Here is a 14074-nt window from a genome sequence, read left to right on the forward strand (position 1 = left end):
GCAGTCAGCGCACAAACGCGTTATTCCCCCAGCACCTCCGCCGCCGCCAGCCACTGCTCCTCAAGGGACTCCTGCTCCGTCTGGAGCTCCCGCAGCTTCGCATCGAGATCGCTCATCTTCTCGAAGTCGACCGACGCCTTGCTGCCGGCCTCACTCATCTGCTGGTTGATCTTCTCGATCTGCGAACTCGTCTTGGTCATCTGCCGCTCAATGCGCGTCAGGTCCTTCTTCGCCTGGCGGGCCTCCTCCGGTGACGGGCCATCCTGCCCGGCAGCCGCCGTCGTACCGTTTGAACTCTCCGCCGCCAGCGGCTTGGCCCCCATTCCTTCACTGGACGCGGCCCCGCGTCGCAGCTGCAGGTACTGGTCCACGCCGCCAGGCAGGTCGCGGATCTTCCCGTCGCCCAGCAGGGCCAGCTGGGTATCAGTCACGCGCTCCAGCAAGTACCGGTCATGCGAGACCACCACCAGCGTGCCCGGCCATCCGTCCAGCACGTCCTCCACCGCGGCGAGGGTATCCGTGTCCAGGTCATTGGTCGGCTCATCGAGCATCAGCACATTCGGCTCGCCCACCAGCAGGCGCAGCAGCTGCAGGCGCCGCCGCTCACCACCGGAGAGGTCACCGACCGGGGTCCACTGCCGCTGGTTGGTGAACCCGAGCTGTTCCACGAGCTGGCTCGCCGACACTTCCTTCCCGCCGACGGACACCACCCGCTTCTCCTGCTCGATGACCTCGGTGACGCGCAGGTGATTGACATCGTCAAGCTCGCGCACGTCCTGCGAGAGGATGGCGGTCTGCACGGTCTTGCCGCGCTTCACCCGGCCCGACGACGGCGACACCTCACCGTTCAGCAGCCGCAGCAGGGTGGTCTTGCCCGCACCGTTGACGCCGACAATCCCAAGGCGCTGTCCCGGCGCGAGCCGCAGCGTGACCCCCTTGAACAGCGGCTTGTCCCCCAGCTCCAGCGACACGTTCTCAAGGTCCAGGACGTCCTTGCCGAGCCGGGCGGTGGCGAGCTTGCTCAGCGCAAGCGAATCCCGCGGCTCCGGCACATCCGCGATCAGCGCATTGGCGGCCTCTATGCGGAACTTCGGCTTGGAAGTGCGGGCCGGAGCGCCGCGGCGCAGCCACGCAAGTTCCTTCTTCACCAGCTGCTGGCGCTTGCCCTCGACAACGGCGGCCATGCGGTCACGCTCGGCGCGGGCCAGGACGTAGGCGGCGTATCCGCCGTCGAATCCGTCCACAATGCCGTCATGGACCTCCCAGGTGCGGGTGGAGATTTCGTCGAGGAACCAGCGGTCGTGGGTGACCACCAGCAGGCCGCCCTCGGTGGGGCGCCACCGCTGCTTCAGGTGTTCCGCGAGCCAGGCGACCCCCTCGACGTCGAGGTGGTTGGTGGGCTCGTCCAGCATGATGACGTCGTCGTTCCCGATGAGGAGCTTCGCCAGCGCTACCCGGCGCTTCTGCCCGCCGGAGAGGGAGTCCACGCGGGCGTGCCAGTCCACCTCGGCCACCAGCCCACCCATGACGTCACGGATCTTGGGGTTGGAGGCCCACTCGTGGTCGGCCTGGTCACCGACGATCGCGGCGCCGACGTCGAGATGGCCCTCGAGCACGTCGCTCTGGTCCAGGTAACCGACGGTGACGTCGCGGCGTTTCGTGACGCGGCCGTCGTCGGGCGTTCCGCGCTGGGCGAGCAGTCGCATCAGGGTGGATTTGCCGTCACCGTTGCGGCCGACCATACCGATCCGGTCGCCCTCTTCTATTCCGAGGGTGACGCCGTCCAGGACGGTGCGGGTGGCAAAAGTGATGCTGATGTTTTCAGCACCGAGCAGGTGGGCCAAGGGAAATACTGCTTTCGTTATGGGTGATCTTCGGTGAAGCGGCGTTACGCGAAGTAGTCGCTGACAATCCTTGCACCATGGGCGGGCCCGTGCACCAGTTCGGTGGAGAGCCCGGCGGTGGCGAGCAGCGCATCGACGGTGGCGGCGTGCTCCTCGGATTCGGCGAGGAACGCAACGGTGGGGCCGGAACCGGACACGATCCCGGCAAGCGCGCCGGCGTCCCTGCCCGCGTGGAGGATGTCCTTGAGCTCGGGCGCAAGTTCCAGTGCGGCGGCCTGCAGGTCGTTGTGGAGCAGGTCGGCCAGTGCGTGAGCGTCCCCGGAGCGCATGGCGGTGAGGATCTGCGGGTCGATCTCGGGGATCTCCGGCGGTACGTCGCCGTTGGCGAGCCGCAGGTCATCCAGCGTCCGGTACACCGCCGGCGTGGACAACCCAAAGTTGCTCGGTACCAGGACCCAGTGCAGCGGCGTCTTGGAGATGGCTGGGGTGAGCTGCTCCCCCACTCCGACCCCGACGGCGGTGCCCCCGATGAGCGCGAAGGGCACGTCGGCGCCGAGATCGACGGCGATCTTCGCGAGTTCGTCGCGGGAGAAGCCGCTGTTCCAGAGGGCGTCGCAGGCCAGGAGGGCTGCGGCGGCGTCGGCCGATCCGCCGCCCATGCCGCCGGCGATCGGGACGCGCTTGGTGATGTTCAGGTGTACGCCGGTGGAGTTCTCGCTGAGTTCGGCGAGGAGTGCCGCGGCACGGGCGGCAAGGTTACTGGCGTCGAGCGGGATTTCCTCCATGGGGAGGTTGAGGCTGCCCTGGCCGTCCACCGTGACGGTGATGGCGCCGTCGTCGGTGGCTGTAGCGGTGATCTCCTCATACAGGGAGACGGCGAGGTAAACGCTGGCGACGCTGTGGTAGCCATCTTCGCGGGGGGTTCCGACGCGCAGGGAGACGTTGATTTTGCCCGGCGCCTTCACACGGACGGCGCGGGGGCCTGTTGTGCGCATCCCTGCCGTTCTCCCAGCCACCATGATCTCCAACTTAGATCACCTCAGGGCTGAGGAGAAACTCTCCTACTGAGGTCAGGAGCGTGGGTCCTCGGCCGTAGCTTCGGCGGGCTGCAGGCGCTGGGCGCTGGCACGGCGGTCGAGGATGACTTTGGCGGCCGCGGCGAGAAACAGAACCGGGGCGGTCAGAATGGCCATGCCAATTAAAAGGTCGATGAGTTCCACGGCGATTGCACCAAGCTTTCGTTCTTAAGGACGCCCCATCCTTGATAAACGTAAACGGTTCAGGGCGGGTTCCCAAATCCCTGCGTGGTGTGGCGTGGGGTGAACGTTGCGGTGGCGCTGGTTCTATTACCGCTTTGTGCGTTTATGGGGCGACCACTTCGACACTGGCCCAGCGGCGGGTCGCGTCGATCTCCGGTCCGCCGGCCAGGCCGTCGGGAGTTGCCGTCATGACGCCGTAGGAGCCCGGGGCAATGCCCGGAGAGAGGGTAATGGTGAAGCTGTAGTCTCCGGACAGGCTGGCGTACGCGGACTGGTCGCCGATGATCGAGTAATCCGTGTTGGCGGGTCCGAAGAACACCTGGATCCGCTGACCCGGCTGGTAGCCGCCTCCGGTGATCGTGAACGAGGTTCCGGCCTGCACGGTGATTCCAACCGCTCCCCACTCGGGGGACGGGGTCACCACATTGCTGCTCGGGGCGCCCGGGTTCGGTTCGCCGTGCGGCGGCGGGACGAACGGGCCGGGGGCGGGCTCACCGTGCGGCGGCGGCACAAAGGGATCGTCCGGCCCGGCGGGCAGCGGCTCGAGCGTCGGAGCGGGCGTCTCCGTGGGCTCCACGGTCGGTTCGGGCGTCTCTACAGGTTCTTCGGTCTCTTCAGGCTCTTTCGTTGCTGTCTCCTCCGGCGTCGCCTCTTCGGGAGTGGGGCTGGGCGACGGGGATGCAGGCTCGGAAGCCGCCGTCGTACTCTCAGCATTACCTTCCGGAGGCGCACCTGCGCAGCCGGCAAGCAGGAGAGATGACACTGCAGCGAGGACGAAGACTGATGACAGCTTTGGCACTGGGGATACTTTCGAGACGTAGCGAGACCGGTGCCTTTGAGGTTACCGGCTGCAACGGTTGCCCAACAGCACGGGATGGTTACGTGAGCCAACTGTTACCGGGTGGCTGATTACCTACTGGCTGATTACTCACCGGCTGAGGTGAGGCGGAGCCGGACCATGCTCGCGCTGCCCGGCTCCGGGCTGTCGACACGCAACTGGATCCGGTAGCCCTCGGAAGTGGCGACGGCCGAGCACACGCTGCTGACGCCCACCTCGTCGTCTCCGCGCTGACAGTCGCCGTCCAGTTCAAAGTCCCAGCCGAGCGTGTCCGTGAGCCGCTGAAGGTCCGTGGCTTCCAGCACCCGGTCCGCCTGCCAGGTGCGGCTCAGAGTGGGGCACGGTTTGGTGTTGAAGCAGACGAACTGCTCCCGCTCGACGTGTTCCGAGACCACGAGCCAGCCTTCGGGGACCTCAATCCGGTCGGCAATCGAGCCCGCCTGTTGGGCGACGCCATCATGGTAGGTCTTGACGAAAAAGAACGCGCCGGTCCAGGCGAGAGCCATGCCGATCAGGAGGCCGATGGCCCGTATCCTCATAAATCCCTCCGTGATGCGCGGAAGTTTCTCTTCGGTGAGCGGCCACTCTCGGCGGCGCGGGTGCGAATGTTCGTAAGCCTACTGACGATGGTGCAGGCGATAGAAGTGTCCACGGCTGCTCAGCCGGTAATGAGACCAAAACGTTGTTTCGGGTGGTGACTCCCGTCGCCGTCGTTCCTGGCCCTTCGTGGCCATCGTTCTTGTGCTCGGCCATGGTCAGATGTACGGTCGATTGGGTATGGTAAGCATACTGATGAATTCTTGTTCATCCGATGTTCCTATCCAAAGGAGACGCTGTGAGCACGAGGATCGAAAAGCAGATCATGGTCAACGTTCCAGTGAGCGTGGCCTACAACCAATGGACACAGTTCGAAGAATTCCCCCACTTCATGAGCGGGGTCAAGCAGGTGGAACAGCTCAGCGACGATCGCCTGCACTGGATTGCCGAGATCGGCGGGGTCAAGCGTGAGTGGGAGGCGAAGATCCTGGCGCAGGAGCCTGACCGCCGCGTTGCCTGGGCAGCCACCGAGGGCGCAACCAACGCCGGAGCCGTGTCCTTTGAGGACGTAGGCGGCGGCCAGACCTCCATCCGCCTTGAGCTTGAGTACGAGCCCGAGGGCATGATCGAGAAGATCGGCGACAAGCTGCACGTTGTCGAGAAGGAAGCCGAGGGCGACCTCAAGCGCTTCAAGGAGTTCATCGAGGACGAGGGCTACGCCACCGGCGCCTGGCGCGGATCGGTAGCGGGCGGCACCGTCGGAACGCCCACCGTCGCCGACGCCGCCGCGTCACGCGGTGATGACGGCAAGGTGGGCATCTCGGGCAAGGCCGCTGCGGCCGGAATCGGTGTTGCTGCCGCTGCCGCTGCGGGTGTTGCCGCAGCGTCGGGCAACAAGCAGAACACTTCGGATGCTGACGTGACCACCACCGATGTTCCGGTCACACCGGCCGTTCCCGTCGAGGACACCACTCCCCCGGATGTCACCCCGGTGGCTGGCGTCTCGGGTGCTGCGGGTGTTTCCGGTACTGGCGCCGCGGGCGTTTCCGGCACCACTTCGGATACTCCGGGCGAGCGTCCGCTCGGCGAGCCTTTCGACCAGACCAACGGACTGGCCGATGTCGACGGGGAGTCCGACGGCCTTGCCGGCAGCGACGAGCACAGCGCGGCCGAGCGTGAAGAGGACCAGACCGGCGGCTTCATGCCACCGACCCGCCAGGGCGGCCTCTAAGCGGTCATCTCAGTCACGGCGGCTTCCTTCGGGAGGCCGCCGTGCTGTGTTTAAAGAGTGCAGCGAACCGGATCCTGCAGGTTCCGGCCGGGCTGCCAGCAACGAAAGGCTTGCTGACGCGCCTCGGTGCCGCCGCCGTCGTCGTTCCGGCTGAGAAGCTGCAGGATTGTGCGCGCGGGAAGCGCCGGTCTAGGCCAGCGGAAGCTGCTTCGCCTCGGCGATGCGGGCATAGGCGTGGATGTCGAGCACCTCACCGCGAGCTGAGGGGTCCACGCCGGCCCGGGTCAGCGCCTGCTCGGCGAGCACCCCGTTGCCGGCCCAGCCGGCCAGCGCCGCGCGGAGCGTTTTGCGCCGCTGCGCGAATGCGGCGTCGATGACCGCGAACACCTCTTCCCGGGACGCCGTGGTCTGCGGCTGATCATGCCGCTCGAACGCCACCAGACCGGAGGCGATCTTCGGCGCAGGCCAGAAAACGTTCATGCCGATCACGCCGGCCTTCCGCATCCGCCCGTACCACTGGGCTTTCACGGACGGCACGCCGTACACCTTGGAGCCCGGAGGTGCCGCGAGGCGGTCCGCAACCTCATCCTGCACCATCACGAGCCCGTGGCGCAGCGACGGGAAATGCGCCAGCAGATGCAGCACCACGGGGACGGCCACGTTGTACGGGAGGTTGGCCACCAGCGCGGTGGGCTCGGCGGGGAGCTCGGTGACGCGCATCGCGTCACCCTGCACCACGTCGCAGGACGCGGCACGTTCCGGGCGCCACTGCGCGATGGTCTGCGGCAGGCGTTCAGCCAGCACCGGGTCGATTTCGACGGCCACCACGCGCTCCGCGGCGTCCAGCAGCCCGAGGGTCAGCGAACCGAGGCCCGGACCCACCTCCAGGACAGTCTCCGCAGGATCAACGTTCGCGGCAGCCACGATCCGGCGGATGGTGTTGCCGTCAATGACGAAGTTCTGGCCCAGCGTCTTGGTGGGACGGATGCCCAGCTCCTCGGCCAGCCGGCGGATCTCGGTCGCGCCGAGCAGGGCCTGGGGTGGGGAGGGGCGTGCCTTGTCGTTCACCTAGCCATCGTAGCGGGGCGGGCCTACCGACAGCCCCACAGGTGGACTCCGGCGAGCGGAATCGTTCCGGTCTGCTCCGTTTTCGGTGCCGGCCGCCGTCGTCGTCGGTGTTCTGGTGCGCTGCAGCTGGTCGCGGAAGCGATCAAAGGTGAGCAGATCGGGACGCGAACCCGGTTCGACAGCAGCGCCCCCGCCGGTGGATACCGGCAGGGGCGCTGCGAAGGATGTCTAGCGGAGGCCGAGCTTCGAGGAACAGGACGGCCAGTGGCCCCAGCCGCCGTTCTGCTTCAGCACCTCGGCGGTGGCGATCTGCTCTTCGCGGGATGCCTGGTGCGGCAGCGGTGCGTACTTGCCGCCTCCGGCGCCGAGCCAGCTGGACTGGCTGAACTGCAGGCCGCCGTAATAACCATTGCCGGTGTTGATGGACCAGTTGCCGCCGGACTCGCACTCGGCGAGGGCGTCCCAGGCGCTGCCGCCGGACACGGCCGCCGCAGGACTGTGGTTGGGGGTTTCGATCTCTACCGGAGGCTCGCCCGCGGCTGCGGCTTCCACCTTTTCCTCTTCCTCGGGCTCAGGCTCGGGCTCCTCCTCGCGGGTGCCGACGGCGATGATCTCGTCGACGGGCTCGCGGGTGACCTTGTCGCTGACCTTTTCGCGGCCGGTTTCCTTGCCGTCGATGACGGTCACGGTGAAGACGCGGGTGCGCTCGCCTGCGACGCCGGCCTGGACCACTTCGCGTTCCCCGATGAGCAGCTCGTCGGTTTCCTTCTCGGTGGAGGAGAAGTCGATCTTTTCGGTCTCGGTGACCTTCTTGTCGGACTCCACGCGGGTGACCTTGAGGCCCATCCCGGTGATGAGGGAGCTGTTGACCGGAACTGACACGCGGTCTTCGTCCCCGAGGGTGACCTTCGCTTCGGCGAGGAGGTCACTCACGGTGTTGACGGTGGTTTCGATGCGGTGGTCCTTGCCGTCCACGGCGAGGGTGACCGTCTTCGGCGTCGAAATGCTGAGGGTGGAGCTGAGGGTGACAAGCCGGGTCTCAGCCGGTGCGGAGATGTCCGAGTCGCTGGCGACACCGAGCTCGTCCACCAGTTCACCCACGGTCTCACCGGTGGTGTGGACGACGGTTTCGGCTCCGTTGAGCTGCACCTCGATGGCGGTGGCCTTGTTGACCTGGATGGCGGCGCCGTCTTCCACGGCGCTTGCGAGGGCCGGGTACACGTCGTCGTTCTCGGTGACGGTGACGTTGGCGGTCCGCAGGACGTCAGCAACGGTGCCGCCGAAGGTCTGGACGGTCTGGGCCTCGCCGTCGACCACTACCTGCACGCTCTTGCCGTTGCCCACAAAGGCCACGAGGCCCGCGACCAGGCTGAGCATGACCATCGCCTGCCCGGCGAGTACTGCCCAGCTCCTGGCGTCCCGCTTTACGTTCTTTGCCCGCTTTGCCACAAAATCCCACATCCCGCGTCGTATCCGGGCACGGGGAGAGGGCGCTCTTTGACATGCTGCCCCGAAAAACGGCGCAGCAGAGAGTGCACTGGCAAATGTACGACGGCGGTGGGCACTCCGGGTCTCCCCTGACGGACACGTACCATACCTGAACATGCCTCAGGCAGGCGCGGCTCATCGCCAGCGGTAACGCAAAGAGAAACCCGTCCGCAGCGGACGGCATCAGTCCGAAAGCCTTCCCCGACCCCGGCTAATATCAGCCCACCGTAACCGAACTGTGATAAGAGGGCAAGCTGGGTCCGGTCAGCGGATGCCACTCAACCGGCGCCGATGACCTCCAGCGAGACCTGCGGGTTCGCCTCCGTGAAGTGCCCCAGCTTCCACCGGTCACCGAAGACCGCGATGTGTTCGCCGTCGGACCTCCGCAGGATCTCCCCGCCCCGGAACGTCTCCGGAAGGGTGCTGGCAGGTGCCGTGGTGGTGACGCGCCGGGCGAGGGTGTAGGACAGGCTCTCCAGCGACACCGGCGCATTGAACTCGGTCCGCATGCGCTGCTCCGCCACTTCAAACTGAAGCTGCCCCACGGCCGCGAGCACCGGCGACTGGTCCCCACGCAGCTCCGAGCGCAGCACCTGGATGACGCCCTCATGATCGAGCTGTTCAATCCCCCGACGGAACTGCTTGTACCGGCCGGGATCCTTGGCCCGCACCGCAACAAACAGCTCGGGCGAGAAGTGCGGAATCTCCGGGAAGGTGACCGCCTCCTCCTGATAGAGGCTGTCCCCGACGCGCAGGCTGGTGGCATTCACCAGCCCGACGACGTCGCCCGGCCACGCCTGCTCCAGCGCCTCCCGCTCGCGCCCCAGAACCCGGTGGGCATACTTGGTGGCGAAGGGCCTGCCCGTCCGGGCATTGGTGATCACCATGCCCCGCTCAAACACTCCGGAACAGATCCGCAGGTACGCAATGTGGTCCCGGTGTGCAGTGTTCTGGCCGGCCTGGACCTTGAAGACGAAGCCGGAGAAGTCCGCTTCCACCGGACGGCGGACCCCGTTCGCCGCGACCCGTGGAGACGGCGGCGGCCCCACTTCCACGAGCATGTCCACCAGCTGGCGCACGCCGAAATTGCGGGCGGCCGCGGCGAACAGGACGGGCGTCTGCCGCGCCGCGGTGAACTCGGCGGCGTCGAATTCACCGTTCGAGGACCGCACCAGGCCCAGCTCTTCATGTGCGGCATCCCAGACTGCCGAGCTGTCCGGACGGAGATCCGCCTGTTCAACCACGGTCTCGATCGCCGGCAGCGCCCCACCGCCCACGGATTCCAGGGCAAGCGACACGTCGGCACGCACATCGAGCAGCCCCTCGAAGTGCCCGGCGGTCCCCACCGGCCAGGTCAGCGGAACCGGCACCATTTCGGTCCGCTCACCGATCTGGTCGATCAGCTCCAGAGCGTCCAGGCCGGGCCGGTCCCACTTGTTGATCACCGTCACGATGGGCAGCCCGCGCTGCTTGCACACCTCCAGCAGCTTCACGGTCTGCGGCTCGAAGCCCTTGGCCGCATCAATGAGCATCACCGCGCAGTCCACGGCGGCCAGGACCCGGTAGGTGTCTTCGGAGAAATCGGCGTGCCCGGGGGTGTCCACCAGGTTCAGCACCGTGCCGCGGTATTCAAGCTGCAGCGCCGCCGAGCTGATGGAGATGCCGCGCTCGCGCTCCATGCCCATCCAGTCGGAGACCGTGCCGTGGCGGCTGGACTTGCCGTGGGTGACGCCGGCGTCGGTGATGGCGCTCGCGTACAGGGCCAACGCTTCGGTCAGCGTGGACTTGCCCGCATCGGGGTGCGAGATCACAGCGAACGTGCGCCTCCTCAGCGCCTGCTCGGCGATCGTGGAGGTGCGTACCGCCTCAGCGGGAGTGGTGGGGCTCGTCATGGATTCCTTCTTCCGTCTTTCAGGACTCCAGCAGGCCCTAATGCTTGTGGGTATGAACCCGAGCGGCTTCAGTTCGCCGAACTATCTTAGAGTTAGGGGTCGGCATTCGCGGCGCAAGCGCGCCGTAAGCCCCTCGTACATTGGCGTACAGCCTATCGCCCTTACCGGAGAACCCCGGAAAGAGGCGGCCCACGCCCGCTTCACCCTCCTCCAGGAAGACCCCCGCATGCCCACGTCCAGCACGTCCCTGACACCACTCGAACGCCAGTCGGTTCTGAGGACCCTCAAGAATCCCCGGCTGCTCAAGGTCGAGGTCCTGGCCGGGCTGGTGGTCGCCCTGGCCCTGATTCCCGAAGCCATTGCGTTCTCCATCATTGCGGGCGTTGACCCGCGCCTGGGCCTGTTTGCCTCCTTCACCATGGCGGTATCCATAGCGTTCCTCGGCGGCCGGCCCGCCATGATCTCCGCGGCCACCGGCGCTATAGCCCTGGTGATCGCGCCGCTGGTGGCCAGCCACGGCGTGGACTACTTCATTGCCGCGGTGATCCTGGGCGGCATTTTCCAGGTGGTGCTGGGCCTGCTCGGTGTGGCGAAACTCATGCGCTTCATCCCCCGCTCGGTGATGGTGGGCTTTGTCAACGCACTGGCCATCCTCATCTTCATGTCGCAGGTCCCTGAACTCATCAACGTCCCGTGGCTGGTCTACCCCATGGTTGCCGTGGGACTGGTGATCGTCTTCGGCCTGCCGCGGCTGACCAAGGCCGTCCCGGCCCCGCTGGTTGCGATCGTGGCCCTCACCCTCTTCGCGGTACTTGCCGGAATCCAGGTGCCCGACGTCGGTGACAAGGGTGAACTGCCGGACAGCCTCCCCAGCCTTTTCTTCCCCAACGTTCCCCTGAACCTTGAGACCCTCGAGATCATCGCCCCGTTTGCCCTGGGCCTGGCTGTGGTGGGCCTCCTCGAATCTCTGATGACCGCCAAGCTGGTCGATGACATCACCGACACCCGCTCGCAGAAAACCCGTGAGAGCTGGGGCCAGGGAGCGGCCAACATCATCACCGGCTTCTTCGGCGGCATGGGCGGCTGCGCGATGATCGGCCAGACCATGATCAATGTGAAGGCCTCCGGCGCCCGCACCCGCATCTCCACGTTCCTCGCCGGTGTGTTCCTGCTGATCCTCGTGGTGTCCCTGGGGGACGTGGTGGCGATCATCCCGATGGCCGCGCTCGTGGCCGTCATGATCTTCGTGTCCATTGCCACCTTCGACTGGCACAGCATCCAGCCCGCCACCCTCAAGCGGATGCCCAAGAGTGAAACAGCGGTGATGGTGAGCACCGTCGTCGTGGTGGTGTGGACGCACAACCTGGCTATCGGCGTCGGCGTCGGCGTGCTGGTGGCCATGGTGGCCTTCGCCCGCCGGGTGGCCCACTTCGTCACCGTGGAGCGCACCGTGCTGGAACTCAACGGTGAAGAGGTTGCCACCTACGTGGTGGACGGCGAGCTGTTCTTCGCATCCTCGAACGACCTCTATACGCAGTTCGAGTACGCCACCGACCCGGACAGGGTGATCATCGACATGCACGCTTCCCACCTGTGGGATGCCTCCACCATCGCGGCGCTGGATGCGATCACCGAGAAGTACCACCACCACGGCAAGGACGTCGAGGTCATCGGCCTCAATGACGCCTCCGTGCTGATGCGCGAACGCCTGGCCGGGAAGCTCGGCGCCGGCCACTAACGGCGGGCGCTACTCTCCGCGCGCTACTCCCAGTCGCCGTACGCGCGGCGGGTGTTCGCGTTGATGGTCCGGCAGAGCTCCTCAAGGTCGGTGCCCAGGTGTTCGGCCATGAACCGGACCGTGTACGGCACGGTGTAGCTGGCATTGGGCTGCCCCCGGAACGGGTGCGGGGTGAGGAACGGGGCGTCGGTCTCGGTGAGCACCAGGGACGGGTCAGCGATGTCCAGCGCCTCGCGCAGATCCCGGGCGTTCTTGAACGTGACCGTCCCGGAAAAGGACATGAACCAGCCGTTCTCATTGCAGATCCGCGCCAGTTCGGCATCCCCGGAGAAGCAGTGGAACACCACCCGCGCCGGAGGTTCCTCCGAGCGCAGGACCTTCACGACGTCGTCGTGCGCGTCCCGGTCATGGATCTGCAGCGCGAGATCCAGCCGGCGGGCAATGTCCAGGTGGCGGCGGAAGGAGTACTCCTGCCGTTCGCGGCCGTCCTCAGCCGTGCGGAAGTAGTCCAGGCCGGTCTCGCCGATGGCCCGGATGCGCGGATGCTGCGCGAGCTCCTCGATCTCGGCGAGCGCGTCCTCCAGCGTGCCGGCGGCGGCAAGCAGCGGCGCTTCATTCGGGTGGATGGCGACGGCGCCGAGCAGCCGGCGGTCGCGCTCAACCGCCTCGACCGTGAAGCGGGAGGATTCCAGGTCCGTGCCCACCTGCACCGCGAAGCCGACGCCCACAGCCTCCGCAGCATCCATCGCGTCAGCGGCGCTGACGGCAACCTGCCCGTCGCGGAAGTCCAGGTGGGTGTGGTTGTCCATGACCGGGTACGGCAGCGGCTCCGGTGCCGGCGGGTAGTCCAGTTTCCGGCTGCGGCCGCCGGCCTCGGGGGCACGGGAGCGGCCGGTCGGTGAGTCTTCCGCCGCGGTCTCTTCCGGGCGGTACTGAACAGGGATGGAACTGGTGCACATAGTCCAACCCTAGACTTTCCTTGCAGCCCGCAGCCCCTGCTTACCCATCTGTGGAACTTTCCGCCACGAACCCCAGTTGTCCTAGTAATCTGTAAAGACTTAGTTGCCGTTGCACAGGTGCCGGCCCACGCTGTTGTGGACCTTCGCTCCCGGGTGACGTTTCCGGAAGGTATCCATGGACGCGCACAACCAGTACGCCACCCCAAACGGCAGCACGGCGCCCAGTCCGGTTCCCGTCCGCGCACCCATGACCGCGGAGACTTTCCGGGACACCAGCGCCCGCATCCTCACCTCCATCAACACCGTGATTGACGGAAAGCCCGACGCCGCCCGGCTGGCTTTGACGGTGCTGCTCGCCGAGGGGCACCTGCTGCTGGAGGACGTGCCGGGGGTCGGCAAGACCATGCTCGCCAAGACCCTTGCCCGGACGATCGACTGCAGCGTCAACCGGATCCAGTTCACCCCCGACCTGCTGCCCTCGGACGTGACGGGCGTGTCCATCTACAACCAGGATTCCCACCGGTTCGAGTTCCGGCGCGGCCCGGTGTTCGCGAACATCGTGATCGGCGATGAGATCAACCGGGCGTCCGCGAAGACACAGTCCGCCCTGCTCGAGTGCATGGAAGAGCATCAGGTCACGGTGGACGGCTCAACCCACCGCCTCGCCGAACCGTTCATGGTCATCGCCACCCAGAACCCCATCGAGATGGAGGGCACCTACCCGCTGCCCGAAGCGCAGCGCGACCGCTTCATGGCCCGCATCTCCATGGGCTACCCGGACATCAGCTCCGAGATGGAGATGCTCGAGACCCACCAGTCAGTGTCACCGCTGCGCACCGTGCAGCCGGTTGCCGGTGTCGAGGACGTGGCCGCCATGATCCGCCAGGTCCGGCAGGTGTACGTCTCCCCGGCGGTGAAGGAATACACGGTCGGGATTGGGCATGCCACCCGCAACCACCCGCAGCTCCGGCTCGGTGCCAGCCCGCGCGGCCTGCTCCAGCTGCTGCGTGCGGCGAAGGCCGGGGCGGCCCTGGAGGGGCGGGATTTTGTCCTGCCCGACGACGTCAGTGCGGTAGCCGAGGCCGTGCTGGCGCACCGGCTCATCCTGGACCGGAAGGCTGCCAGCTCCGGTGAGACGCCGTCGTCGATCATTGCCGGCATCCTCGCCCGGGTGCCGGTGGCACGCGACGCGGCGAGCGCCTCCTCCCGAAACGGCTGAC

General features: G+C 66.7%; 12 protein-coding genes. 3 read left to right on the forward strand and 9 right to left on the reverse strand.

Annotated elements, in window-relative coordinates:
* Positions 1-20: 20 nt before the first annotated feature.
* The 5 genes from BLS52_RS10460 to BLS52_RS10475 form a co-directional block, all read right to left on the reverse strand.
* Positions 21-1844, reverse strand: a complete 1824-nt coding sequence (locus BLS52_RS10460; RefSeq protein WP_090586608.1) for an ABC-F family ATP-binding cassette domain-containing protein — start codon at positions 1842-1844, stop codon at positions 21-23.
* A 44-nt stretch (positions 1845-1888) separates the two neighbouring features.
* A complete protein-coding gene (locus tag BLS52_RS10465; RefSeq protein ID WP_245702803.1) occupies positions 1889-2839 on the reverse strand; it encodes a 4-(cytidine 5'-diphospho)-2-C-methyl-D-erythritol kinase in 951 nt (316 codons plus the stop codon).
* A 75-nt stretch (positions 2840-2914) separates the two neighbouring features.
* Positions 2915-3037 carry a hypothetical protein gene (locus tag BLS52_RS18985; RefSeq protein WP_281241706.1) on the reverse strand — a complete coding sequence of 41 codons (123 nt, stop codon included), beginning with the start codon at positions 3035-3037 and terminating at the stop codon, positions 2915-2917.
* 169 nt (positions 3038-3206) lie between these two features.
* Positions 3207-3902 (reverse strand): hypothetical protein, encoded by a 696-nt coding sequence (locus BLS52_RS10470; protein ID WP_139186255.1) that lies wholly within the window; start codon positions 3900-3902, stop codon positions 3207-3209.
* Between the two features lie 125 nt (positions 3903-4027).
* A complete protein-coding gene (locus BLS52_RS10475; protein ID WP_090586611.1) occupies positions 4028-4480 on the reverse strand; it encodes a hypothetical protein in 453 nt (150 codons plus the stop codon).
* A 296-nt stretch (positions 4481-4776) separates the two neighbouring features.
* On the opposite strand from BLS52_RS10475, the gene BLS52_RS10480 reads away from it, so the two are divergent.
* Positions 4777-5709, forward strand: a complete 933-nt coding sequence (locus BLS52_RS10480) for an SRPBCC family protein (RefSeq protein WP_090586614.1) — start codon at positions 4777-4779, stop codon at positions 5707-5709.
* Between the two features lie 189 nt (positions 5710-5898).
* Here BLS52_RS10480 and rsmA read toward each other — a convergent pair whose 3' ends face one another.
* The 3 genes from rsmA to BLS52_RS10495 form a co-directional block, all read right to left on the reverse strand.
* On the reverse strand, positions 5899-6777 hold the full coding sequence (gene rsmA / locus BLS52_RS10485) for a 16S rRNA (adenine(1518)-N(6)/adenine(1519)-N(6))-dimethyltransferase RsmA (protein WP_090586615.1): 879 nt from the start codon (positions 6775-6777) through the stop codon (positions 5899-5901).
* Between the two features lie 228 nt (positions 6778-7005).
* Complete coding sequence (locus BLS52_RS18990) at positions 7006-8226, reverse strand: resuscitation-promoting factor (protein ID WP_026545027.1); 1221 nt, start codon at positions 8224-8226, stop codon at positions 7006-7008.
* 317 nt (positions 8227-8543) lie between these two features.
* Entirely contained in the window at positions 8544-10157 is a 1614-nt protein-coding gene (locus BLS52_RS10495) for a peptide chain release factor 3 (RefSeq protein WP_090586617.1), read from the reverse strand.
* A gap of 226 nt (positions 10158-10383) precedes the next feature.
* On the opposite strand from BLS52_RS10495, the gene BLS52_RS10500 reads away from it, so the two are divergent.
* Positions 10384-11895, forward strand: coding sequence for a SulP family inorganic anion transporter (locus BLS52_RS10500; RefSeq protein WP_175460150.1), 1512 nt, complete (start codon positions 10384-10386; stop codon positions 11893-11895).
* Positions 11896-11918: 23 nt separating this feature from the next.
* Here the strand turns inward: BLS52_RS10500 and BLS52_RS10505 are convergent, their stop codons facing one another.
* Positions 11919-12854: a TatD family hydrolase gene (locus tag BLS52_RS10505; RefSeq protein WP_090586619.1), complete on the reverse strand. Its 936-nt coding sequence runs from the start codon at positions 12852-12854 to the stop codon at positions 11919-11921.
* 175 nt (positions 12855-13029) lie between these two features.
* Here BLS52_RS10505 and BLS52_RS10510 point away from each other — a divergent pair, with 175 nt between their 5' ends.
* Entirely contained in the window at positions 13030-14073 is a 1044-nt protein-coding gene (locus BLS52_RS10510) for an AAA family ATPase (RefSeq protein WP_090586621.1), read from the forward strand.
* The last annotated feature ends 1 nt before the right edge of the window (position 14074 follow it).

This window comes from Arthrobacter subterraneus (assembly GCF_900099735.1).
Classification (GTDB): domain Bacteria; phylum Actinomycetota; class Actinomycetes; order Actinomycetales; family Micrococcaceae; genus Arthrobacter_D; species Arthrobacter_D subterraneus.

What these genes read in the sequence shown, in the direction of transcription:
- BLS52_RS10505 (WP_090586619.1), bottom strand. Translation starts at nt 12,854, where the DNA reads ATGTGCACCAGTTCCATCCCTGTTCAGTACCGCCCGGAAGAGACCGCG.
- BLS52_RS10500 (WP_175460150.1), top strand. Translation starts at nt 10,384, where the DNA reads ATGCCCACGTCCAGCACGTCCCTGACACCACTCGAACGCCAGTCGGTT.
- BLS52_RS10475 (WP_090586611.1), bottom strand. Translation starts at nt 4,480, where the DNA reads ATGAGGATACGGGCCATCGGCCTCCTGATCGGCATGGCTCTCGCCTGG.
- BLS52_RS10495 (WP_090586617.1), bottom strand. Translation starts at nt 10,157, where the DNA reads ATGACGAGCCCCACCACTCCCGCTGAGGCGGTACGCACCTCCACGATC.
- BLS52_RS10510 (WP_090586621.1), top strand. Translation starts at nt 13,030, where the DNA reads ATGGACGCGCACAACCAGTACGCCACCCCAAACGGCAGCACGGCGCCC.
- BLS52_RS10465 (WP_245702803.1), bottom strand. Translation starts at nt 2,839, where the DNA reads ATGCGCACAACAGGCCCCCGCGCCGTCCGTGTGAAGGCGCCGGGCAAA.
- BLS52_RS18985 (WP_281241706.1), bottom strand. Translation starts at nt 3,037, where the DNA reads ATGGCCATTCTGACCGCCCCGGTTCTGTTTCTCGCCGCGGCCGCCAAA.